21 protein-coding genes are annotated in these 24,628 nt (G+C 39.5%); 6 read left to right on the forward strand and 15 right to left on the reverse strand.

Features of this window, described 5'->3' with window-relative positions; translation table 11 throughout:
• Positions 1 to 154 precede the first annotated feature (154 nt).
• From aroG to ACWIT3_RS07150, 13 genes are all read right to left on the reverse strand, one after another.
• A complete protein-coding gene (gene aroG, locus ACWIT3_RS07090) occupies positions 155 to 1,240 on the reverse strand; it encodes a 3-deoxy-7-phosphoheptulonate synthase AroG (RefSeq protein ID WP_457162053.1) in 1,086 nt (361 codons plus the stop codon).
• Positions 1,241 to 1,341: 101 nt separating this feature from the next.
• On the reverse strand, positions 1,342 to 2,595 hold the full coding sequence (gene lolE, locus ACWIT3_RS07095; protein ID WP_457162054.1) for a lipoprotein-releasing ABC transporter permease subunit LolE: 1,254 nt from the start codon (positions 2,593 to 2,595) through the stop codon (positions 1,342 to 1,344).
• Positions 2,596 to 3,279: a lipoprotein-releasing ABC transporter ATP-binding protein LolD gene (lolD, locus tag ACWIT3_RS07100; protein ID WP_457162121.1), complete on the reverse strand. Its 684-nt coding sequence runs from the start codon at positions 3,277 to 3,279 to the stop codon at positions 2,596 to 2,598.
• 16 nt (positions 3,280 to 3,295) lie between these two features.
• Entirely contained in the window at positions 3,296 to 4,486 is a 1,191-nt protein-coding gene (locus ACWIT3_RS07105) for a lipoprotein-releasing ABC transporter permease subunit (RefSeq protein WP_457162055.1), read from the reverse strand.
• Positions 4,487 to 4,565: 79 nt separating this feature from the next.
• Positions 4,566 to 5,516, reverse strand: a complete 951-nt coding sequence (locus ACWIT3_RS07110) for a 2-hydroxyacid dehydrogenase (protein ID WP_457162056.1) — start codon at positions 5,514 to 5,516, stop codon at positions 4,566 to 4,568.
• A 229-nt stretch (positions 5,517 to 5,745) separates the two neighbouring features.
• Positions 5,746 to 6,600, reverse strand: coding sequence for a 3-deoxy-8-phosphooctulonate synthase (gene kdsA, locus ACWIT3_RS07115; RefSeq protein WP_457162122.1), 855 nt, complete (start codon positions 6,598 to 6,600; stop codon positions 5,746 to 5,748).
• Positions 6,601 to 6,613: 13 nt separating this feature from the next.
• On the reverse strand, positions 6,614 to 7,405 hold the full coding sequence (locus ACWIT3_RS07120; protein ID WP_046338394.1) for a SirB1 family protein: 792 nt from the start codon (positions 7,403 to 7,405) through the stop codon (positions 6,614 to 6,616).
• Positions 7,402 to 8,733, reverse strand: coding sequence for a peptide chain release factor N(5)-glutamine methyltransferase (gene prmC, locus ACWIT3_RS07125; RefSeq protein WP_457162057.1), 1,332 nt, complete (start codon positions 8,731 to 8,733; stop codon positions 7,402 to 7,404). The genes ACWIT3_RS07120 and prmC overlap by 4 nt, the downstream gene beginning before the upstream one ends.
• On the reverse strand, positions 8,734 to 9,225 hold the full coding sequence (locus ACWIT3_RS07130) for an RDD family protein (RefSeq protein WP_457162058.1): 492 nt from the start codon (positions 9,223 to 9,225) through the stop codon (positions 8,734 to 8,736). It lies immediately after the preceding gene.
• A 57-nt stretch (positions 9,226 to 9,282) separates the two neighbouring features.
• A complete protein-coding gene (prfA, locus tag ACWIT3_RS07135; protein ID WP_457162059.1) occupies positions 9,283 to 10,365 on the reverse strand; it encodes a peptide chain release factor 1 in 1,083 nt (360 codons plus the stop codon).
• A 158-nt stretch (positions 10,366 to 10,523) separates the two neighbouring features.
• Positions 10,524 to 10,988, reverse strand: coding sequence for an outer membrane lipoprotein (locus ACWIT3_RS07140; RefSeq protein WP_046338391.1), 465 nt, complete (start codon positions 10,986 to 10,988; stop codon positions 10,524 to 10,526).
• A gap of 23 nt (positions 10,989 to 11,011) precedes the next feature.
• Entirely contained in the window at positions 11,012 to 11,323 is a 312-nt protein-coding gene (locus tag ACWIT3_RS07145; RefSeq protein ID WP_457162060.1) for a hypothetical protein, read from the reverse strand.
• 9 nt (positions 11,324 to 11,332) lie between these two features.
• On the reverse strand, positions 11,333 to 11,920 hold the full coding sequence (locus tag ACWIT3_RS07150; protein WP_457162061.1) for a VOC family protein: 588 nt from the start codon (positions 11,918 to 11,920) through the stop codon (positions 11,333 to 11,335).
• An 88-nt stretch (positions 11,921 to 12,008) separates the two neighbouring features.
• Between ACWIT3_RS07150 and argS the strand changes: the two genes are divergently transcribed.
• Positions 12,009 to 13,742, forward strand: a complete 1,734-nt coding sequence (gene argS / locus ACWIT3_RS07155) for an arginine--tRNA ligase (protein WP_457162062.1) — start codon at positions 12,009 to 12,011, stop codon at positions 13,740 to 13,742.
• 303 nt (positions 13,743 to 14,045) lie between these two features.
• Here argS and mdh read toward each other — a convergent pair whose 3' ends face one another.
• Positions 14,046 to 14,981 carry a malate dehydrogenase gene (mdh, locus tag ACWIT3_RS07160; RefSeq protein WP_457162063.1) on the reverse strand — a complete coding sequence of 312 codons (936 nt, stop codon included), beginning with the start codon at positions 14,979 to 14,981 and terminating at the stop codon, positions 14,046 to 14,048.
• Positions 14,982 to 15,199: 218 nt separating this feature from the next.
• Between mdh and argR the strand changes: the two genes are divergently transcribed.
• From argR to ACWIT3_RS07185, 5 genes are all read left to right on the forward strand, one after another.
• Positions 15,200 to 15,667, forward strand: coding sequence for a transcriptional regulator ArgR (argR, locus tag ACWIT3_RS07165; protein WP_457162064.1), 468 nt, complete (start codon positions 15,200 to 15,202; stop codon positions 15,665 to 15,667).
• A 36-nt stretch (positions 15,668 to 15,703) separates the two neighbouring features.
• The gene (locus ACWIT3_RS07170; protein WP_457162065.1) at positions 15,704 to 16,591 is read left to right on the forward strand and encodes a TIGR01777 family oxidoreductase; all 888 of its coding nucleotides are present in this window, start codon (positions 15,704 to 15,706) and stop codon (positions 16,589 to 16,591) included.
• A gap of 326 nt (positions 16,592 to 16,917) precedes the next feature.
• Positions 16,918 to 17,922, forward strand: a complete 1,005-nt coding sequence (purR, locus tag ACWIT3_RS07175) for an HTH-type transcriptional repressor PurR (protein ID WP_046338384.1) — start codon at positions 16,918 to 16,920, stop codon at positions 17,920 to 17,922.
• A gap of 225 nt (positions 17,923 to 18,147) precedes the next feature.
• Positions 18,148 to 20,787, forward strand: a complete 2,640-nt coding sequence (gene ppc / locus ACWIT3_RS07180) for a phosphoenolpyruvate carboxylase (RefSeq protein ID WP_457162066.1) — start codon at positions 18,148 to 18,150, stop codon at positions 20,785 to 20,787.
• A gap of 204 nt (positions 20,788 to 20,991) precedes the next feature.
• Entirely contained in the window at positions 20,992 to 22,026 is a 1,035-nt protein-coding gene (locus ACWIT3_RS07185) for an ABC transporter substrate-binding protein (protein WP_457162067.1), read from the forward strand.
• A 107-nt stretch (positions 22,027 to 22,133) separates the two neighbouring features.
• On the opposite strand, the gene ACWIT3_RS07190 is transcribed toward ACWIT3_RS07185, so the two are convergent.
• Positions 22,134 to 24,590 carry a glycogen/starch/alpha-glucan phosphorylase gene (locus ACWIT3_RS07190; protein WP_457162068.1) on the reverse strand — a complete coding sequence of 819 codons (2,457 nt, stop codon included), beginning with the start codon at positions 24,588 to 24,590 and terminating at the stop codon, positions 22,134 to 22,136.
• Positions 24,591 to 24,628 lie beyond the last annotated feature (38 nt).

Here is a 24,628-nt window from a genome sequence, read left to right on the forward strand (position 1 = left end):
CGTAATAATTTTTGATCAGAATAGAAATCACGCGCTCTGGTTAATCAACACCACTTAACACAGCGGTTCAAAATAAAAACTTAGAAAAGATAAACGAAAAGGAAGAAGATAAATGTGAAAAAAATGCGCCAGGTAACACTGGCGCAGAAAAGTATTATTTATGGATTTCTCGACGAGACATGACCGCACTTGATAAGGCAGCCAATACAGCCTCACTGTCTTCCCAACCAATGCACGCATCTGTGATACTTTGTCCATAATGCAGAGCTTTGCCTTCAACCAGATCTTGACGCCCTTCAACAAGGTGACTTTCCACCATCACACCAAAAATTTGTGTTGAACCTTTGGCAATTTGTTCACATACACTGGCGCAAACATCTAACTGTTTTTTAAACTGTTTATGGCTGTTTGCATGGCTAAAATCCACCATAATGTGTGGAATACGTCCACTTTTCTCAATATCCGCGCACACGGCAGCAATGTCTTCCGCATGATAATTTGGTCCGTTGTCCCCACCACGTAAAATGATATGACAATCCTCGTTACCTTTCGTCGATACAATCGCAGAATGCCCAAATTTTGTTACGGATAAAAAGTAATGTGGTGCTTCTGCTGCACCAATGGCATCTAGTGCAATTTTCACACCGCCATTAGTGCCATTCTTAAACCCAACCGCACATGACAGCCCAGAGGCTAATTCACGGTGCACTTGTGATTCTGTTGTTCTCGCCCCAATTGCTCCCCAGCTCATAAAATCAGCTAAATATTGTGGCGTAATCATATCTAAAAATTCACCTGCTGCAGGCACACCGAGATCATTGATATCTGACAAAAGCTTGCGAGCTATACGCAATCCATCGTTCAATGCGAAAGTACCATTGAGATGAGGATCATTAATCAATCCCTTCCAACCCACTGTAGTACGCGGTTTTTCAAAGTACACTCGCATAATAATCTCAAGCGTATCACGATATTTTTCACGCATGATGTGAAGACGTTTAGCATATTCCATGGCAGATTGTGGTTCATGGATAGAACAAGGTCCCATCACGACTAATAAACGATCATCATTTTGATGAATAATATCATGTGCTTTTCTACGCGTTTCTTTCACAACCTGAACCGCTTTATCACTCGCAGGAAATTTTTCTAATAACGCTACGGGGGGTAATACCTGCTCAATTTTATCAATACGAGTATCATCATTCTCAATATGAATCTCGTTTTTATATTCTGTCATACTGCTCTCACTTACTTCTTTTTACATAAAAATGACGTCAATCTGAGGCGCGGGTCTCATCTGAAAATAAATCATTTATCGCTCATCGCGAAACATTACATTTAATGGCTACTGAGGACTTGCGCGGGATGCAATTTAGCGGCTCGATTAGCTGGATATAAACTGGCGATTAAACTGAGCATTAACGCCGAAATGAAAACCAACAACACATCTTGCCAATGTAACTCACTTGGTAAAAAATCGACAAAATAAATACCATCTGATAATAATTTTCTACCGATTAAGGATTCAACACCATGAATAATTTGCGTCAAATTCAAGGACAAAATTACACCTAAAAGGATGCCAATTAAACACCCTTTCATGCCAGCTTGCAAGCCATACCAAACAAAAATTTGTTTAATAAAACGATTATTTGCCCCTAATGTACGCATAATTGCGATATCACCTTGTTTATCTTTGACTGCCATGATCAACGTCGAAATAATATTAAAACAGGCGACTCCAATCACCAACACCATCGCAATATACATCACACTACGAATGAGCTGAATATCACGGTACATATAACCAAATTTACTGACCCAATTTTGAACATAAAGCGCTTGCGGATAGTCTTGTAGCATTGGATACTGCAAAGATTGTACGGCAAAAGGCTGACTGACTTTTAGCTCAACCCCGTGAATTTGTGCAGATGTCAGTCCTAATAATTCTTGTGCCTGACGAAGAGGGAGTAAAGCATAACTGTGATCAAGCTGCCCATCTAAACGCAAAATACCGCTAATTTGTATACGGTGGCGCACAGGTTGAGTCAATTGATTATTCTCTGTCTGTTGAGAGATCAGCAATGTCACCCAATCTCCTTCTTGGACCTCAAGATCACGGGCAATCCCATACCCCAAAATTAAGCCGCTTTGTTGATCAAAACGTTCCCACGCCTGATCTAAAACAAAATGCCCTAATGTGCTGACATGATCTTGTTGTGTTTTATCAATCCCTTTCACTTGCACGACTTTCAGTTTCGTCCCATTTTCAACGAGTGCGGTAAAACTTACATAAGGCGAAATCCCCCGAACTTGTTCATGTTGCGCAAGACGTTGGATTAATGCTGCACCATTTTCGATAGCTGGCGATTGATTATCATTGGGATAAATCATGATTTCAGCATGGGGAACCACAGAAAGAATGCGATGATTTAATTCTCGTTCAAAGCCATTCATTGCACTTAGACCAAGAATTAACACCGCGACACCTAATGCAATGCCAATACTAGAGAATGTAGAAATCAATGTTACTAGACGATTTTTTTGCTTACTGCGCTGATAGCGCCAACTAATAAAAAAAGGCGTATTCATTTACCCTTCCTCACGTAATACACCGTCTTGCATCACTAAGCGACGTGTTAACTTTTCCGCTAAACCTAAGTCATGAGTCACTAAAAGAAAAGCAATATTCTGTTCTTGATTCAGCTGTTGAATTAACTCAAAGATACTTTCCGTTGTTTTACGATCCAAATTTCCTGTTGGCTCATCGGCTAACACTAACGCGGGATGATTGACCAATGCCCGAGCAATCGCAACACGTTGACGCTCTCCACCAGACAAAGCTGAAGGGCGGTGTGAAATACGATGGGATAACCCCACTGCTGCTAACATTTTTTCTGCACGGTCTTTGGCTTCTGTTTTATTTTGCTGTCCAATTAACATCGGCATCATGACATTTTCTAATGCTGTAAAATCCGCCATTAAATGATGAAATTGATACACGAAGCCAAGATATTGATTACGCAATTTTGCGAGCTGATTTGGGCTTGCTTTTTGCAAGGATTGCCCTTTGATAAACACTTCCCCTTGCGTCGGTTGATCTAATCCACCTAATGTATGTAACAACGTACTTTTACCTGAGCCCGAACTGCCGACAATCGCCACCAGCTCATTTTCTTCCATAGAAAAGCAGACATCTTTCAATACCTGAGTCTGAATTTGCCCTTCTTGATAAAACTTACTAATATTCTGACAATGTAATAAATGTTGTTTCATTTCGTTTGCAGCCTTTTTATTCATAACGTAATGCTTCTGCAGGTTCAATTTTTGCGGCACGATAAGCAGGATAAATCGTTGAAAGCAGCGATAAAAGTAAAGAAAAACCAATAATGATCGCGAGTTGAGTTGGCTCAAGTGCGGTAGGCAGATAAATGCCTTGCGGATTAATCAAATTCACTAAACGGTCTAAATTGAATGTGACGAATATACCTAATATAGTCCCAATGACTGTGCCAACACTCCCGACTAAACAACCTTGATAAATAAAAATGGACCGCACTTGGCTTTTATTTAGCCCTTGAGTTTGCAGAATGGCAATTTCTCCTTGCTTATCCACCACCATTAAACTCAAAGATGTAATGATGTTGGAAACTGCCACGATAATAATCAAACTAATCAACAAGCCCATCATATTTTTTTCCATTCTGACCGCTTGAAAAAACTCCCCTTTTTGCTCACGCCAATCTTTAATAGTCCATGCTTCTGGACTAAAAAACTGTGGAAGCGTCACAATTTGGAAAGGATCATTTAAAAATAATCGATAGCCTTGAGCCTGTGTTGGTTGAATACGCATTAAACGACCAATGTCACTTAAATTCACGAAAACTTGATAGCTCGATATATCTGCATTCGTATAATAGATATCACTCACAGTAAACAAACGTTGAACAGGGACACGACCAAAAGGCGTATATTGACTATTGTCAGTAATCATTAGGCGTACTTTATCACCAACATGAAGTTGTAATTTTTGAGCCAATGATGAGCCAATGACAACATTAAATGCACCAGCTGGCAAAACGTGCTCGAATTCCGTGTTAAAAATCGTAGAGAGTAACGGATCATCTGACAAATGTTGAACGCCAATTGCTTGACCAGCACTCACCCCTTTTGCAGTTTGTAAAATGATATGAGTCTGATTAATCGCAACCGCTTTTGTCACACTATCAGGTAACGTTAATATATTGTCAGTTAACGCAATAGGTTGATTCTTGGGAATGATAATTGCATGAGGCAAATCAGCAAGCACTTGTTGCTTTTGGTGCTGTTCTAACCCATTCATCACCGATAAAACAATAATAAGTGCCATCACACCTAATACAATGCCAATACTCGCTAAATTCGTCACTAATCGTCCAAAACGATCCGCACTTTTTGCTCGCCAATAACGTAAGGCAATAAAGAAAGGAACTGAAAATGTCATATTTTCCTAAAAATTAGCAATAAAAATATCGTGCTATTATTGCATGAATTTTATGCAACAACCTCACGATATTTTGTCATTATAGGTTGAATTCCTCTTTAACAAAGGTTTCAATATTTTGTGTCACTTTGTTGACTAATGTAGTCACTGCGCTGTCAGATGCCCAAGCAATATGTGGTGTCACAATTAAATTTGGTAAACGTGTCGCCGCTTGAATAATAGGATTCTCTTTCTCTGGCGGTTCTTTTACTAACACATCTACGGCTGCTCCGCCTAAATGCCCACTTTCTAAGGCATCCACCAATGCTTGCTCATCCACTAATGGACCACGCCCTGTATTAATTAAAAAAGCACCTTTTTTCATTAATCCCAGTGTTTCTTTATTCATTAAATTTTGTGTGGTTTCAGTTAATGGGCAATGTAGCGTAATGATATCAGCCTGTTTTAATACTTCTTCAAATGGGGTATAACCTTCCCGACAAGCTGTCGCACCACGGTGTTCTGCATAAAGAACATTCATACCGAGTAAAGTTGCTAAACGGCCAATTTCAGAACCTAAGCACCCTTTACCAACAACACCTAAGGTTGACCCTTTTACATCCGTAATCGGATAATCGAAATAACAAAATTGTTTACTATCAGCCCATTTGGCAGAGAGTTGATCACGATACCAGCTCATGATGCTATGTTTTAACGCATAAATGAGACCTAATACATGTTCAGGTACTGTTGTAGCGGAATAACCTGTCACATTCTTCACTGCAATACCAAGTGATTTAGCCGCCACTAAATCGACGTTATTCGTTCCTGTTGCCGTAATCGCGATCAGCTTCAATTTCGGTAATTGTTGCATCACTTCACGACTAAACACAACTTTACTGGTTACTGCAATTTCTGCGTCTTGCATACGCTCAACAACTTGATCCGACGAGGTATGTTCATACTCAATCCATTCATGTTCAAAACGAGGACGAGGAATCGGAATGTGCTTCGGAATAGCAGTACTATCAAGAAAAACGATTTTTAACATTGGTCACTCCTTTAATATTGCAATGAATAAGTATTGTGTCCAATTTGAATTGAGATAGCAAATACAAATTTTATAAAATCACATTATTGTTTTGTACATTCGCCCGATTAAAGAAAAAACCTCTATCGTAGAGGCTTTTTCCCATTCACAACAAGACATCATTTTGTAAGACGGGTTGATAGCAACATAATCACACAAAAACGCCCGATGCTTTTTTATCAAGAAAACGTTAATTGGATGTATCTAACGCTGGAAACTGTTTGACTAAATCATCAATCGCTTTCATTTGAGTCACAAAACCTTCAAGTGCTGAAAGTGGTAACGCAGAAGGACCGTCACATTTTGCTTGATTTGGGTTAGGATGTGCTTCTAAAAATAGCCCTGCTAATCCTACAGCCATCCCTGCCCGCGCTAATTCAGTCACTTGACCGCGACGACCGCCTGAAGCAGCGCCAAATGGGTCTCGGCATTGTAATGCGTGAGTAACATCAAAAATAACGGGACAACCTTTAGACACTTTTTTCATGACCGAGAACCCTAACATATCGACGACAAGATTATCGTAACCAAAATTAGTACCACGATCACATAAAATGACTTTATCATTGCCACATTCTTCAATTTTCTCAACAATGTTGCCCATTTGACCAGGACTCAAGAATTGTGGTTTTTTCACATTAATGACCGCACCTGTTTTAGCCATTGCTTCAACTAAGTCAGTTTGACGCGCTAAAAAAGCAGGAAGTTGAATAATGTCAGCCACTTCAGCGACAGGCTGACACTGATAAATTTCATGTACATCCGTAATTACTTTAACGCCAAACGTCTTTTTTAACTCTTCGAAAATATGTAAGCCTTGTTCCATGCCTGGCCCACGGTAAGAATGGATGGAAGAACGATTGGCTTTATCAAATGAGGCTTTAAACACATAAGGAACGCCTAACTTTTCTGTGACGTTGACATAGGCTTCACACACTTGCATTGCCATATCACGACTCTCTAAGACATTCATCCCACCGAATAATACAAATGGTTTGTCATTAGCAATTTCAATCTTATCTAAACGAATTACTTTGTTTTGCATCATGTTTTCCTTCTTAGTGAATAGGATAAGAATCTTGTTTTAATTCTTCTAATTGTGTTTTCAGTAATGCGGCAGTGGGATCTTGCGGACATTGATCAATAAAATATTCAAAATCTTCTGTCGCCACATGGTAACAGCCCATCTGCGCTAACACCAAACCACGATCGCGAACTTCATAAGGATCATCGGGGTTATAGTGCATCAAATGTGAAATATAGCGCAATGCTTCATCATTCCGTTCTTCTCGAATTAACGCATTCTTTGCCAGTTGTCTAAAACGTCCCAATAAATCCCCTACTTCTGCTACAGCTAAGTCTGTGGGCGTCAATTCGACCCCAAATCCCATCGCCCCTTCATACCATTTATTTAATAATGCTCTTGGAATATATTGCCCATCCCACGGATTAATAAAGGCAACCTCACCGTCCACATCCGCACGTAACACTAATTGTGTTGGGAAATCGACTGGATAAAGTGGCAAGTTCAACCGATCTGCGATATACAACAAAATGGCCCCAAGGCTAACAGGCATCCCTCGACGTCTGTCTAACACATCATTTAAATACAAATTGGAAGACAGAAAATAAGACTGGGGATCACAATGAAAGCCCCACTCCCCATAGAATAATTGCAATAATAAATGGATCTTCGCTTTTGCATCCATTTCGTCAGGAATTGCTTTACGTGCAGCACGCACTAAGTGTCCAATTTGCCCACGGATACGTAATACTTCTTCATGATTATGTAATGTTGTATTGTAAAAAGCTAACATTTCATCATAAAGTGCTTTCTTGATATATTTCATTCTGTTACCCCCCAAACACCTAAGGTCACTCTCTCATTACTGCTGTAATCTTGTATTGTTGAAATGGCTTGCCATTGATTTTTTTGAAAAATAGACCGCACTTTTTCCCCTTGTTGCCAGCCGTGTTCGACTAACAAATAGCCGCCGTCTTTCAGAAAATGACGCGCTTGTTGAATAATTTCTTGTAAATCTGCATAACCTTGTTGCTCAGACACTAACGCACTTCGAGGTTCAAAACGCACATCACCTTGAGAAAGATGAACATCATCCGCATCAATATAAGGTGGATTACTTACAATAACATCGAACCTCATGGTTGACGTCAGTGCCGAAAACCAATGACTTTGTACAAATTCCACCTCAAGTTGATGTTGTTGCGCATTTTGCTTGGCCAACTCAACAGCCCCCTGCACGACATCTACCCCTAAAATCTTCACATTGACTCCGCGCTTTTTCGCGCAAGGCATTAACTCTGCGGCTAGCGCCAAGGCAATAGCCCCCGTTCCTGTTCCAAGGTCTAAAATGGTTAACTCCCCAGAGAAATCTGGTGCATTTAAACGGGAGAGCGCGATTTCCAATGCTTTTTCTACCAAGATCTCCGTATCTGGACGTGGAATTAAGGTGTCTGGCGAGACTTTTAACGGCAATGACCAAAACTCTTTCTCACCAATGATATAAGCTATCGGCTCACCGTTAGCGCGACGAACTAATAACTGGGCAAGATGTTGTAATTGTTCAGTACAAAGCAATGTTTCTGGAAAGGCTAAAATAGCAGCTTTATTTCGCCCTGTCACAAAAGACAGCAACACTTGGATATCACGTTTTATATTAAGATAGGGGTCATTAAGCGTGCGCTCTAAGAGTACTTTTTCTGCAAAACTCAGCCACTCGGCATAACTTTTGGGTTCAATATGCACAACACAAAATTGTTCACATATTACTTGAAAATCACCTGTCACATTTTTATTGCAAACACCTGTGTATTGATCAACTTCTTGGCATCTCAACTCTGCTAATTGTTGATTAAAAAATACTTGATGACGTTCAAACCATACCTCGTACTCTTCTCCCTCCATTTGAGCATAGATTTTTGGTACTTGTCCAAACGCAAATTGCTCAACTGTATGCAATTTGATTGTGGCAAGAGGTCGATGTTGAGAGTCTAAGATTTGTACTACCTCATTCACTTGAGGCAATGCTTCCCGCCGAATATCATACAAAAGTCGACCAGAACAGGTTGTGGTTTTCACTCCCGTAATCACTAAACAGGCTAAATAGTTAGGGGTAATATCAAATACCCGTTGTTTGTCAAAAATATGCTTATCCATTTAACGTTTATTTTTTATTTCAATTACAACAGAAGAAACGCACATATCCGATAAAGAACGCCACCGTTTTGTTTTTAACATCATCATGAGACTCACTAAAAAAGGGAGTTGTAATAAACAAAATAATATATCCAATAGCTCACGTACAACATAACACCAATAAGGTAATCGACGATAATCTTGTTGACTCACGACAATGAGACCTAGCAGATGCTTGCCTAAAGTTTGCCCATAATATTTCATCAAAACTAATTGTACAAACAAATAACAACTCACAGATAACAACCAATATAATAAAATGTCTACTGACTGTTTTGTCTTCTCAGCACAATATTCATAAGCAACAACCGAAATAGAGAACAGGATAAATAAAAAAATCAGATTTATCCAATTGGCCATAAAACGCTTAAAACGATTTGCTAATTGAACCTCATCAGAAATAAAAAAGGCAGGTTCAGAGAACCCGCTCGCTTTCTTCTTATTATATTGCATATATTATTTCCTCGGATACCACTCAACGTCTCAATCACGTTCTCGAGGTTCACGGCTTTATGCTTGTTCAGATAACGCGGCTAATTGATCCGCTTGATATTCTGTGATAATAGGTTGAATCAGCTCATCAATTTTCCCATTCATCACTTCTTCCAAACGATATACTGTTAAATTGATACGGTGATCCGTAACACGACCTTGTGGGTAATTATATGTGCGAATTTTATCTGATCGGTCACCCGAACCTAACAAGTTACGACGCGTATCCGCTTGTGCTTGTTCTTGGCGCTCTTTTTCAGCTTGAACAATACGTGAAGCTAACACAGATAATGCTTTTGCTTTATTTTTATGTTGTGAGCGTTCATCTTGGCACTCCACCACAATACCCGTTGGAATATGTGTAATACGTACTGCAGAATCCGTTGTGTTAACGTGCTGCCCCCCAGCCCCAGAAGAACGATAAGTATCAATGCGCAAATCTGATGGATTAATTTCAGGTAACTCAGACTCTGGTAACTCAGGCATAACGGCTACCGTACAAGCAGAAGTGTGAATTCGACCTTGTGATTCAGTTTTAGGGACACGCTGAACACGATGTCCACCAGATTCAAATTTAAGTTGACCATATACTCCTTCACCACTGACTTTTACAATGATTTCTTTATAGCCACCTTGTTCACTTTCATTCGCACTTAGTACTTCGACTCGCCAACGTTTGCCTTCTGCATAGCGACTGTACATACGGAATAAATCGCCAGCGAAAATGCCCGCTTCGTCACCGCCCGTTCCAGCGCGGATCTCTAAATAGCAGTTATATTCATCGTTCGGATCTTTAGGTAATAAGAGAATTTGTAATTGCTGCTCAACTTGTTCGATTTCCGCCTTACACATTTCAATTTCTTCTTGAGCCATGTCCTTCATGCTTGGATCATCTAGCAAAAACTGTGCTTCTTCGACATTGTTTTGTAATTGGTTCCAACGCGCAAAACATTTCACAACATCTTCTAATTGTGCATACTCTTTTGAATACGCACGAAATTTATCCTGATCACTAATAACAGAAGCCTCACCTAACAGCGCTTCTAGCTCTTCGTGACGCTCTTTTAAACTTTCTAATTTACTGACAATACTTGGTTTCATTGATTAACCCTGTGAATAAATAAAACAAAATAAAAAATCGGATAATTCTATCATGTATTTAAAAAGAAATTATAAAAAATCTTTTTATTCACATACTCACTAAAAAACAAAAAGGCTTTCAGACAAACCTGAAAGCCTTTTATCTAGAAGACAAAAGTTTATCTAATTACAGAGACATTCACTTTCGAGCCACCTACGATACGCACGCGTGCACCAGGCATTAAACTCGCATCATATTTTTGTACAACAACGATTTCCTGACCATTATCTTTTTTGATAACCAGTTCTAATGAATCCACTTGAGTTGCTTTTTCTTCAACTTTGCTACCAATCACCGCACCCGCAATTGCACCGACAGTTGTTGCAATCATTTGCCCTGTACCGCCACCGATACCAGAACCTGCAATACCACCCAGTACGCCACCGCCGACTGAACCTAAGACGCCTTGGTTATCTGCTTGAATTTTCACAGGACGACTTGAAACGATCGTTCCGTAACTAATTGAACGCACTTCTTTCGATTGATTGCCTTCATAAACATTACCGCTATAAATGTCAGTATTGGCACAACCTGCTAAACCTAAACTCATTAAAATAGCTAATGCTAACGTAATTTTTTTCATAAAACTCCTACCTGAAAATAAAATTATATAGGTGATTTTGGATTAAATGTTGAAATATTCTTTAATCCCTCATGATTCTCTAGTACTCGAACACAAGCACCAACAACTAAAGTTGAATCATATTTGTGGTCCATTTGGATTGTTTCCAACGGACCTTCTTTGTTTTCACAGTTGTTTTTACGAACTGTAATCAATAAATTCTCACCATTATATTCACTGAAAAGAATTTCAGCACGATAACCATTATTATAATAGCGATCATTATGATTCTTTGTACACGCAACCAGCCCCAAACTCAGTGCTGTCACGCAGGCTAACATAATTGCATTTTTCATCTTTGCTGACTAGACCTCAATAATTTGCTTGATATTATAAGGATGAATCTTAATGCAGGTATGATTATCTCGATTATCTGCAAAGCTGACTGCAATGGATGGGTTAGGTAACCGCTCCCCTTCCACTTTAGGTTCGCTCACTTTGACCGTTAATGTCGTTAATTGGTTCCACAAAAACAAAAGATTAATCCTTTTTATCCATTCTTCTGTTGTTTCATGTTGCAGAAAAGGGATCACGACTTCAATATGTTCCCATCCTTCAACAGAATAAACTTTGTCTTTTGGAAAAGGTAATTCTATCACGTCAATGAGTTGCCCAGCTAACTGCAAGGGCTGATTTAATTTGATTAAATAAATCATCCGTCCATTGACGATATTATTGCTCAAAATTGTACCGCACTTTAAGAAATGTGTCAGCCAATATTTTGCTAACGCCGTTGTGTTAGCACGCAAAGCAACGTGATCAATTTCATACTCATTTAACCTCAAATTCATTGCTTGAGCTAATTGCTGTATTTTTTCTTCAAAAGACAAAAACGTTTGGGCAAGCGCGGTTTCATTATGTAAAAGTACGTTGTTTTGTTCAAAAGTTATCATTTTTTGTATGAGTATCTTTTCTGAATAGATAAAGAACGGTATCATAGCCGATTATTTTATTAATTCATAATTTAGGTATCAAAATACAGTGAATATTCAATCTATTCTCTCTCACAAGATAACACAAGCCATGGTCTCTGCAGGTGCTGACTCACAATGTGATGCACTTGTACGTCAGTCAAGTAAAGCACAATTTGGTGATTATCAAGCAAACGGTATTATGGCAGCCGCCAAAAAAGCGGGGATGAATCCTCGAGATTTTGCTCAGCATGTTATTCAACATCTCGATTTAAACGCTATTGCTGATCATATAGAAATTGCAGGGCCTGGATTTATTAATATTTTCTTAAATAAAAGTTGGTTAGCTAAACAGATTGATGCTGCTTTTAGTGATAAAAAATTAGGAGTAACAGCAGAAGAGCAACAAACCGTCGTAGCCGACTACTCTTCACCGAACGTTGCCAAAGAAATGCACGTGGGACATTTGCGCTCAACAATTATTGGCGATGCGGTGGTGCGTACCCTCGAATTTTTAGGTCATCATGTCATTCGTGCTAACCATGTAGGTGATTGGGGCACACAATTTGGCATGCTGATTGCCTACCTTGAAAAAATGGAAAATGAACAGGCTTCAGAAATGGAGCTCAGTGATTTAGAGGCTTTTTATCGTGCGGCGAAAGAACACTATGACGCGGATCCAGCGTTTGCAGAAAAAGCCCGTCACTACGTAGTGAAACTCCAAAGTGGAGACGAATATTGTCGCGCAATGTGGAAAAAACTCGTAGATATCACGATGCAACAAAACCAGGAAAACTACAATCGTCTCAATGTAACACTTACCGAAAAAGATGTCATGGGGGAAAGTTTATATAATCCTATGTTACCAAGTATCGTAGAGGATCTTAAAAAGCAAGGGTTAGCAGTTGAAGATGAAGGCGCGTGGGTTGTTTATCTTGATGAATTCAAGAATAAAGATGGCGAAGCAATGGGGGTAATCGTTCAGAAAAAAGATGGCGGTTTCTTATACACCACAACGGATATTGCGGCAGCCAAATACCGTTATGAAACGTTAAAAGCAGATCGTGCTTTAGTCTTTTCTGATACACGACAAAGTCAACACATGCAACAAGCTTGGCTAATTACACGTAAGGCAGGTTATGTCCCCGATCATTTCCAACTTGAACATAAAAATTTTGGCATGATGTTAGGTAAAGATGGAAAACCGTTTAAAACCCGTACAGGTGGGACAGTTAAACTTGCCGATTTATTAGATGAAGCGATAGAACGTGCCAGCCAGTTAATTGAAGAAAAAAGTAGCACACTCTCTGCAGAAGAGAAGAAGGCTGTCATTGAGGCCGTAGCAATTGGTTCGGTTAAGTATGCTGACTTATCGAAAAACCGTACAACCGATTATGTCTTTGATTGGGATAATATGTTGAGTTTTGAAGGAAATACGGCGCCATATATGCAATATGCTTATACCCGTATTCGTTCAATCTTTAATCGCAGCCAGCTCACAGAGCAGGATTTAAAAGCGGTTAATGTCGCGATTATTGACGAAAAAGAGCATACTTTAGCCGTAAAATTATTACAATTTGAAGAGGCAATTCACGTTGTTGCCAAAGAAGGAACACCACATGTTTTGTGTAGCTACTTATACGAACTCGCGGGAATCTTCTCTTCATTCTACGAACATTGTCCAATCTTAAATAATGAAGATGAACAAGTAAAACTAAGCCGTTTAAAACTCGCCTTACTGACCGCTAACACCTTAAAACAAGGTTTGGCGCTATTAGGTATTAAAACGGTCGAAAAAATGTAATATCTCCAGACAATAAACAAAAAGCTGATCAACTTATCAGCTTTTTTATTGTGTTTTTTGGGCATAAAAAAAGTGCCTTATGTTAAGGCACTACTCGGAAAGCAAAATATGTCGGCTATTTTTATAGCACTTGTTTTTAGTTGTGCTAAGAATACGGAAATAACCCTTATTTTGCAAATGGTTATTTTTAATAATGTGAACTAACTCACGATTTTTATTAAAAATTTTATTTTAATAACTGATTTTATGATAAAAAAAGCGCATCTACTCAATGTGATGCGCTTAAACACAATAAGACGATAATTATTGATTTACAAATTTCTCACCTAACTCAATGTCTGCACGTAATGTGTCTAACATTGAATCTAATGCTTGTTGTTCAAATGCACTTAATGGACCAATTGGTAGAATCTCTTCGACCCCTTCTTTACCTAAACGAACAGGTTGTGCAAAGAAACGTGCGTATTTACCACATCCTTCCACATAGGTACACTCTACAACATTCTCACCTTGTAACCCTTTCACTAAAGAAAGTGCAAAACGCGCTGCAGCTTGCGCCATAGATAATGTTGCGGATCCGCCACCAGCTTTTGCTTCAACCACTTCCGTACCTGCATTTTGGATACGTTTTGTTAACGGTGCAATCTCTTCAGCTTTCCATTCAGCATATTGAACTTGAGAAAGCAACGGTAAAATTGTCACACCTGAATGCCCACCAATGACAGGAACCGTCGTACGAGCAGGATCTAAATTTTTCAATTCAGAGACAAACGTTTCTGAACGAATAATATCAAGTGTTGTTACACCAAATAATTTACGTTTATCGTAAACTCCTGCTTTTTTCAATACTTCTGCAGCAATCGCAACTGTGGTATTAACTGGGTTAGTAATGATTCCTACGCATGCTTTTGGACATACGGCAGCCACTTTTTCAATTAGGTTACGAACAATACCTGCATTGATATTAAACAAGTCTGAACGATCCATACCAGGTTTACGTGCTACGCCAGCAGAAATTAATACCACATCAGCACCTTGCAATGCTGGTGTTGGATCTTCGCCAGCGAAACCTTTCACGCTTACTGCGGTTGGAATATGGCTAACATCTGCAGCAACACCTGGGGTGACTGGCGCAATATCATAGAGTGATAACTCTGAACCCGCTGGTAATTGTAATTTCAATAATAATGCTAACGCTTGACCAATACCGCCTGCGGCACCTAGAACTGCAACTTTCATTTGCTACTCCTTATGGGTTAATAAAGTGAATCTATAAAATTCTAAAATGAAGCCAATATAAATTCAAACAGATAAGTTCAATAGTGAGATCTAACTCAAATTTTCAAGAAAAAGCGACCGCACTTTGCTTAAAATCAAAACAACCTTATGGAATTCATTTGCATATTTATGCAAACTTATGCAAGATCAGCGCATCAAATGCCAAAAGGAAAGTCATTATGAATAACGAAAAGCCAGATACCCTGCTCAACGCGTTTAAAGATTTGTTAGCTCAAGAACGTTTTGGCTCGCAAAGTGAAATTGTGCAAGCTTTACAAGATTTGGGCTTTACCAATATTAACCAGTCTAAAGTATCTCGAATGTTAACGAAATTTGGTGCAGTCCGTACACGCAATACACGGATGGAAATGGTGTATTGTTTACCTAATGAACTGAGTGTACCAAACACTAAAAGCCCGCTTAAAAATTTAGTGCTGGATATTGATCATAATCACTTTGTTGTAGTGATAAAAACGACGCCTGGAGCAGCCCAACTTATTGCTCGCTTACTCGACTCTATTGGAAAAGCAGACGGTATTTTAGGGACAATTGCAGGCGATGATACCATTTTCGTGACGCCTACCCGTGAATCCAATATTGATGATTTAATTACTAGTATTCGCGAGCTATTTGAAAGTTCTATCTAATTTTAATTATCGACTCCACACCACAAGGGGCGTGCTATGCAGATCTTAATCACTGGTGCAACAGGATTAATTGGCTCAACATTAACCGTCCGTTTATTACAACAAGGACATCAAGTTACAGCGTTAGTTCGCTCACCTGAACGAGCACATACCCAACTCCCGAGTGCAGTGAAACTGATCACAACACTTAGCCAATACTCCAACTTAAATGAGGTCGATGCCGTGATCAATCTCGCTGGCGAACCAATTTTTCAACGCCGTTGGTCAGAAAAGCAGAAACATCGTCTATTACACAGCCGAGTCAATTTGACTGCACAAATCACAGCGTTGATCAATCAAAGTGATCGTCCACCTCATACGTTCATTTCAGGTTCAGCGACGGGGTATTATGGCGATAAAGGTGAAGCTCTGATTACAGAAAAGTCTCTCCCTTCTAGTCACTTTCCTAGCCAACTCTGTCAACAATGGGAAACGACTGCATTAAAAGCGAACACACGTGTTTGCGTATTACGTACTGGTATAGTGCTGTCTCATCAAGGTGGGGCGCTGAGTAAAATGTTGCCCCTTTATCGCTTAGGCTTAGGGGGAAAACTCGGAAATGGGCAACAATATTGGAGCTGGATTGCCTTAGCGGATATGATAGAAGGCATCCTTTTTCTCCTACATCATCCAACTTGCCATGGCGCATTCAATTTTGTTGCTCCCACACCGATTCGTCAGGCAGAATTTAATGCCACCTTAGGTAAGCTGCTTAAACGACCGCACTTTGCGACAGTCCCCGCATTTGTATTAAATTTCTTACTAGGCGAAAGAGCACAGCTTCTGCTTGATAGTCAAAAAATTATGCCACAAAAATTGTTAGCGGAAGGATTTCAATTTACCTATCCTGAACTCGCGCAAGCGCTCCAGGCTTGTTTAAAATAAAAAAGCTGAGGTGATCACATCACGCTCAGCTTTTTACTAAAAAATTTGTTATGATTAAAAAATAGACGTTGCTAATACCACAATCAAACCTAAAGCCAATGCGACTGTCATCATTGCATAACCAAATTCACTCATATTTCACCTCTCATGTGTTTATTAAATTATGAATAGTGCCCATTCTACCAATAATTTTATTTGGAATAGAAGCATAATGATCGACTACAGTAAAAAAATATGTGACCCCCAACAAATATTTCTCATCTAGCGCTTAACCAATTCTATTTGAATCCTTATAATAGATAGAATTTGTATGGAGAAAAAGAATTATGGCAACAATCAAAGATGTCGCAAAAATGGCGGGAGTATCGACGACCACCGTCTCACATGTTATTAATAAAACTCGCTTTGTTGCAGCAGAAACGGAAAAATTAGTTTTACAGGCTATTCAAGAATTAAATTACTCACCAAGTGCGGTCGCTCGCAGTTTAAAAGTCAATACCACAAAATCAATCGGGATGATTGTAACAAGTAGTGAAGCCCCTTATTTTGCTGAAGTGATTCATGCCGTTGAAGAACATTGTTATCGCCAAGGCTATTCGCTCTTTTTGTGTAACACGCAAAATAACGTCGAAAAAATCAAAAATCACCTTGAAATGTTAATCAAAAAACGCGTGGATGGCATCTTAGTCATGTGCGCTGAATATACTCAAGACTCACTCGATTTATTAGCGAATTTTACCTCGCTACCAATGGTTGTCATGGATTGGGGTCCTAATAATGAACATACAGATATCATCCAAGATCACAGTTTCGAAGGCGGTTACATTGCCACGAAATATTTAATTGATAATGGGCACCAAAATATCGGGATTATTGCTGGTGAACTCACTAAAACGACGGCTAAAACGCGCTATGAAGGGTTTATTAAAGCCATGAACGACGCGAAGTTGACGATCAATCCAGATTGGGTCATGGAAGGTTTTTTTGAGCCTGAAGATGGTTATGAGTGCATGAATAAAATTTTAGCGCAGCCAACACGACCAAGTGCAGTATTTTGTTGCAATGATGTAATGGCACTTGGTGCGATTTCCGCAATCGGTGAAAAAGGATTACGTGTTCCAGAAGACATCTCTATTATTGGTTATGATAATATTCATGCGTCACGTTTTTACTCACCGCCTTTAACGACGATTCATCAATCTAAATCACGTTTAGGAGCAAGAGCGGTCACATTATTATTTGAACGAATTAATGAGAAATCTGATCAACGTGAAGTCATCGAAATGCATCCTGAACTTGTTATTCGTAAATCCGTTAAATCCCTTCTTTAACACATCTCACCTCACTTAATGAAAAGTGAGGTGACTTCATTTATTTATTAAAAACTATTTAATATACCGACTTAAAAAATAAAAAAGATAGCAATTTTACTGTGCAGGATATTTTTTTAATTTTAAAAATTAATTCTCATTGATCTTTGTAAGTATTTTGGTTATATCTACTCCAGTTCTGAACTTTACTCATTTTTAATTTAACTGTATTCCGCGAGGTATTTCATGATTCAGCAGTACGCTACGATGCGTAATAATATCAGTATGCTTGGACGTTTTTTAGGCGAAACTATTAGCGATGCACAAGGCAGTGACATTCTTGAATTAATCGAAAATATTCGTGTTTTATCACGTAACTCACGTAGTGGCGATGATAAAGCGCGTCAAGCACTCTTGAACACGCTAGCAACAATATCAAATGATACCATTATTCCTGTTGCACGGGCCTTTAGTCAGTTTCTCAATCTCACGAATATTGCTGAACAATATCAAACGGTTTCTCGCCAGCATCATGATCAAGTGGCTTCTGATCGTTCGATTAGAGCGTTATTTCAACGTTTAAAAGCACAAAATATGCCTAAAGCACAAGTGATGGAGACCGTTGAAAAATTACTCATCGAACTTGTTTTAACCGCTCATCCCACTGAAGTCACTCGCCGTTCTTTAGTACATAAACATGTTGAAATCAATAAATGCTTAAGTAAGCTCGAACACGATGATTTAACAGAAGAAGAACGTAAAAACGTTGAACGTCGCTTATTACAGCTGATTGCTCAGGCTTGGCATACTAACGAAATTCGCACTCAGCGTCCTACCCCTTTTGAAGAAGCTAAGTGGGGATTTGCTGTCATTGAAAACAGTTTATGGCAAGCTGTTCCAGCGTTCCTACGCCAACTCAATACAAGTGCGGTCGAATTTTTTGGATTTAATCTCCCCGTGGAATCCAATCCTATTCGTTTCTCTTCTTGGATGGGAGGTGATCGAGATGGTAATCCTTTTGTCACTGCTCAGGTGACCCGCCAAGTCCTACAACTCGCACGTTGGAAAGCAGCCAGTTTATTTTTGACCGATATTCAAGCACTCGCAGATGAATTATCTGTCGTGAAATGTACTGAGACGTTTCGTGCCAAATATGGTGATCACGTAGAACCTTATCGCGCTGTCGTCAAACAACTTCGTACTAAACTCACGATGACATTAGCTTACTATGATGATTTGTTAGCCAATCGCCAACCGAGAACAACTGAAAATGAGATCATCACGCTTGATGCTCAACTTTGGGAACCGCTCTACGATTGCTATCAATCACTGCAAGCTTGTGGTATGCGCATTATTGCAAATGGTCTATTACTTGACTGTCTACGTCGCATCCGATGCTTTGGTGTGACGTTATCGCACCTTGATATTCGTCAAGAAAGTACTCGTCATATGGACGCGATTGCTGAGATCACTCGCTATATTGGTCTAGGAGATTATTCACAATGGAGCGAAAATGATAAACAAGCTTTTCTTATTCGTGAATTAAATTCACGTCGCCCACTCTTACCGCGACATTGGACACCATCTGCCGAAACACAAGAAGTGTTAGAGACATGCCGAGTCATTGCCGAACAGCCAGAAGGCGTCATTTCTTGTTATATTATTTCCATGGCAAAAACCGCCTCAGATGTGTTAGCTGTCCACTTATTGCTCAAGGAGTCTGGCCTCACCTACCATTTACCTGTTGTTCCTTTATTTGAAACATTAGATGATTTAAATGCCTCTGAGCAAGTGATGAAAACTTTATTTAGTATCGGTTGGTATCGAGGTGTTATCAACAATAAACAAATGGTCATGATTGGTTACTCAGACTCCGCAAAAGATGCTGGCATGATGGCAGCCTCATGGGCACAATACCGTTCGCAAGAAGCATTAGTCAATTTATGTGAAAACTTAAATATTGAATTGACGTTATTCCATGGACGAGGTGGCACAATTGGGCGTGGTGGGGCTCCTGCTCACGCGGCATTACTTTCTCAGCCACCTCGTTCACTCAAAAATGGGTTGCGTGTGACAGAACAAGGGGAAATGATTCGCTTTAAATTAGGACTACCAGATATCGCAAGAGGCAGTTTAGACTTGTATGCCAGTGCAATTCTAGAAGCTAACCTCTTACCCCCCCCTGAACCGAAAGGGAAATGGCGCGACCTAATGGATGAATTAGCGGCTTGCTCTTGTGACATTTACCGCCAAGTTGTACGTGGTGAAAAAGATTTTGTTCCCTATTTCCGTGCCGCTACGCCAGAACAAGAATTATCTAGACTACCATTAGGTTCTCGCCCTGCCAAACGTAATCCAAACGGGGGCGTAGAAAGCTTACGGGCGATTCCTTGGATCTTTGCTTGGATGCAAAACCGTCTAATGTTACCAGCCTGGTTAGGTGCTGGCGCTGCACTACGTCAAGCAATTGGACAAGGTAAAGCCGAGCTCATTGAAGAAATGTGTAAAACATGGCCATTTTTCTCAACGCGTATTGGGATGTTAGAGATGGTTTTCAGTAAAACAGACACATGGCTTTCCGAACATTATGACCAACATCTCGTCAAACCAGCGCTTTGGCATCTTGGTCAATCATTACGCCAACAGTTAACAGAGGATATACAGACTGTGTTATCACTTTCTCATGAAGATCAATTGATGTCTGACTTACCTTGGATAGCTGAATCTATTGCGCTACGCAATGTGTATACTGACCCCCTCAATTTATTACAAGTTGAATTATTACGTCGTTTGCGCAGCCAGCCAGAACATACCAATCTGGATGTTGAGCAAGCACTGATGATTACTATTACAGGTATCGCGGCAGGAATGCGAAATACTGGTTAAGTCAAAATAAAGGTGACTGATAAGCTAAAACGATCTGGGTAGCGAGAGCTACCCTTTTATTTTGCGCAGAAAACCAACAAACCGACTAACTATAAGATTTTTATACCTTTTTATCATCGAAACTGACGAAAAATTTTGTTATTATGCGTCGCTTTTGTATAAAGCTTCACTTATTACTTTGTGTAACAACTAATGGAATAGACAATGAAACGATGTAGTATCTTAAAACGAAAGGCACGTTGCCTCGTCAGTACTTTGTTATTTACCGCGCCATTACTACAAGCAGAAGGTAACTTAACCCTCTATTGCACGTTACAACATACTGCGTGTGAAGAAATGGCAAAGCGATTCTCTGAAAAATATCAAGTCAATACTAAATTTGTTCGCCATAGTACAGGCGTCACGCTCGGTAAACTGAAAGCCGAAAAAAATAACCCTCAAGCAGACATTTGGTATGGCGGAACCTTAGAACCCCATCTTCAAGCACGAGATCTCGGCTTATTAGAAGCCTATCGTTCACCAAATCAAGCAGACATTCTCCCTCAATTCCAACCGATTATCGCTAAATACGGCGATTACACCTCTTTTGCTTATATGCTTATCCTTGGGCTTGGCATCAATACTGAAAAGTTAAAAACACTGGGGCTCCAGCCACCGCAATGTTGGCGTGATTTATTACACCCCTCTCTGAAAGATGAAGTGCAATTGCCCGATCCACAAAGTTCAGGCACAGCTTACAGCTTTATTGCAACGCTGATTCATCTCTGGGGAGAAGAAGAGGCATTTACTTTTTTAAAACAATTGGATAAAAACATTTCTCAATATGTAAAAACAGGATTAGTGACACAAAATTTATCACGTGGAGATACGGCAGTAAGTGTTGGTTTCTTACACACCTTTGAAAAAGAAAAACTCAAAGGTGCACCCGTAGAATCTTTATCGATGTGTGATGGCGATAGCTATGCTTTGGGCGGAATAAGCATTATTAAAGGTGCACGAAATCTAGACAATGCAAAGTTATTTATGGACTGGATACTCAGTAAAGAAGGGCAAGAAGTAGATTGGATGAAACAAGCGCCTTATCAAATTCCAACAAATAAGTATGCTAAAATCGTACCGAATGATACTATCCCAGCCTCACTCAAGCTTGTTGATCTTGATTTTGAACGTTTTGGTGCTAGTCAAGAAGCCAAACGGATTATTGAGCGCTGGTTAAAAGAAGTTCGTTTATCACAATAACATGCCTTTTAGACCTTACATTTTTCTCCTCGACTAATAACAAGTGCGGTTAAAATGAATACACATTTCAACCGCACTTAAAGGTGAACCAATTAAAAACTCAGCGCTTATTTAATCGGCTTAATTTTCCAAATTTTCTCGGCGTACTCCAGAATAGTACGGTCAGAAGAGAAATAACTCATGTTGACAATGTTTTGTAACGTACTATCAATCCAAGCCGCTTGATCCTGATATTTCTCATCCACTTGTTGTTGCATATCAACATAGCTACGGAAATCAGCAAATGCTTGATAATAATCATGATATTGTAATGATTGTAATAATTGATGGTAACGGTTTGAATCTTCTGGAGAAAAACGACCAGAGATAATTTGATCCACAACATTACGTAACTCTTCATCACGTTGATAATAATCGAATGGGCGATAGCCGTTACGACGTAACGTTTCGACTTGTTCTACGGTATTACCAAAGATAAAGATGTGATCTTCACCCACATTATCTAAAATCTCAACGTTTGCACCATCCAGTGTACCAATCGTTAATGCGCCGTTTAACGCAAATTTCATGTTACTGGTCCCTGACGCTTCCGTACCCGCTAATGAAATTTGTTCTGAAATATCCGCAGCAGGAATGATCAATTCCGCTAAGCTCACGCTATAGTTAGGAATAAATACCAATTTTAAACGACCTTGTAAACGTTCATCATTGTTAATGATATTTGCCACATCATTAATCAAGTTGATCGTTTGTTTTGCCGCATAATAAGCTGAAGCTGCTTTACCTGCTAAGATGAATACACGTGGTACCCAATTTTTCTCAGGGTTTTCAATCATCGCATTATAACGTGCAATAATATGCAACACATTTAAGATTTGACGTTTATATTCATGAATACGTTTGACTTGTACATCAAATAATGCGTTTGGATTCACCTCGATTCCTAATTCATTTTTGATGTAGGCAGCTAATTTCACTTTATTATTGTACTTAATTTGCGCGACAGAGTGTTTCAACGCAGGATCTTGTACTTTATCTTTTAATAAGGTTAATTGACTTAAATCACGACGCCATTCTTTACCGATATATTTGTCAAATAATGCAGATAATTCTGGGTTTGCAACGCCAATCCAACGACGCGGTGTAATTCCGTTTGTTACGTTAGTGAAACGCTCTGGGTAAATACGTGCGAAGTCAGCAAAGGTTGAAGTCACCATGAGATCAGAGTGGATGGCTGCAACACCATTCACTTTGTTAGAACCAACAACAGATAGCCATCCCATACGGACTTTACGATGATCGCCCTCTTCAATTAACGAAACACGGCGGATAAAATCAGCATCGGTTGTCACATAAGTGCGGACATATTCTAAGAAATAATCATTAATTTCAAAGATCATCTGTAAGTGTCGCGGTAAAATATGCGCCATCATTTCTACAGGCCAGGTTTCTAATGCTTCAGACATGAGGGTATGGCAAGTATAAGAGAAGACACGACGGGTAATATCCCACGCTTTTTTCCACTCAAACCCTTCTTCATCAATGAGAATCACCATTAATTCAGGGATAGCTAATGCAGGGTGTGTGTCATTTAAATGAATTGCGACTTTATCCGCAAAGTTTTCCATCGTGTGATGAATACGTTTATGACGATAAATAATATCTTGTAATGATGCAGAGACTAAGAAATACTCTTGACGCAAACGTAACTCACGACCACTTGACGTAGAATCATCTGGATACAGAACACGGGAAATATTTTTGCTTAACATACGATCTTGTACTGCCGCAAAATAATCACCTTTATTGAAGTCCGCAAGATCGAAACGATCCCCCGCGTAAGCTCCCCATAAACGCAATGTTGCCGCAGAATCATTTGCATAACCAGGAATCATTTGGTCATAGGCTAATGCAACAACTTCTTCTTTACTGGTCCAAATACATTTTTTCCCTTCAAAATGAATACCACCACCGAAACGAACAGTATGACGTTTAGAAGGACGAATAAATTCCCATGGTGCGCCTTTATCTAACCACGCATCTGGTTTTTCGACTTGGTGACCATCTTCGATTTCTTGTTTAAACATACCGTATTCATAACGAATACCGTAACCGACGCCAGGTAATGCTAACGTCGCAATCGAATCCATAAAACAAGCAGCCAAGCGGCCTAAACCGCCATTCCCTAAACCTGGATCAACTTCTTTTTCGAGTACATCTTCTAAATTCACATTCAGTTCAGACAATGCCTGTTTTGCAACATCGTATACGCCTTCAGCAAGCATCGCGTTAGATAATGTTCTTCCGATCAAGAATTCCATTGATAAATAGTAAACTCGACGCGTTTCTTCGCTTCGTGCTTGACGAGCTGTCGTAATCCAGCCTTCTGTCACAAAATCACGTACGGCATACAAGGTCGCGTTAAGCCAATCACGCTGACTCGCTTCTTTTGGTGAGCGGCCAATCAAAAAGATAAGTTTCGATACAATGGTTTTTTTCAAAGACTCAACAGTAATCTCTGGACGATTATATAAAAACGGAGAATCGAAGTTATCCATAATCATAGTTCTATTTCACTCCTAAATTATTTTAAAAACGGTGC

Source organism: Pasteurella sp. P03HT (genome assembly GCF_054052285.1).